Origin of the sequence: Paenibacillus sp. O199, from assembly GCF_001636635.1 — a bacterium.
Classification (GTDB): Bacteria; Bacillota; Bacilli; order Paenibacillales; family Paenibacillaceae; genus Paenibacillus; species Paenibacillus marchantiae.
On the sequence record NZ_LGRP01000005.1, the window covers coordinates 117,475 to 117,770 of the forward strand.

Consider the following 296-nt stretch of genomic DNA (forward strand, 5'->3'; position numbering starts at 1 on the left):
TGGGTAATATGGTAGCGGCGGAGGGGATCGAACCCCCGACCTCACGGGTATGAACCGTACGCTCTAGCCAGCTGAGCTACACCGCCATATTAATAATATTGATCTTGATTGCTTGTCCATCTTAAGGTAAAGATGGCGGAGAGAGAGGGATTCGAACCCTCGCACCGCTTACGCAGTCTAACCCCTTAGCAGAGGGTCCCCTTATAGCCACTTGGGTATCTCTCCAAATAGAGAATCATGAACAATGCTTACAAGGATTGCTCCCTGAAAACTAGATCCGAAACGAAATGTGCGAT

General features: G+C 49.0%; 2 tRNA genes. Both read right to left on the reverse strand.

Annotated features, from left to right (window positions below):
* Nucleotides 1-9: 9 nt before the first annotated feature.
* Nucleotides 10-86, reverse strand: a tRNA-Met gene (locus A6049_RS09670).
* Nucleotides 87-133: 47 nt separating this feature from the next.
* Nucleotides 134-225, reverse strand: a tRNA-Ser gene (locus tag A6049_RS09675).
* Nucleotides 226-296 lie beyond the last annotated feature (71 nt).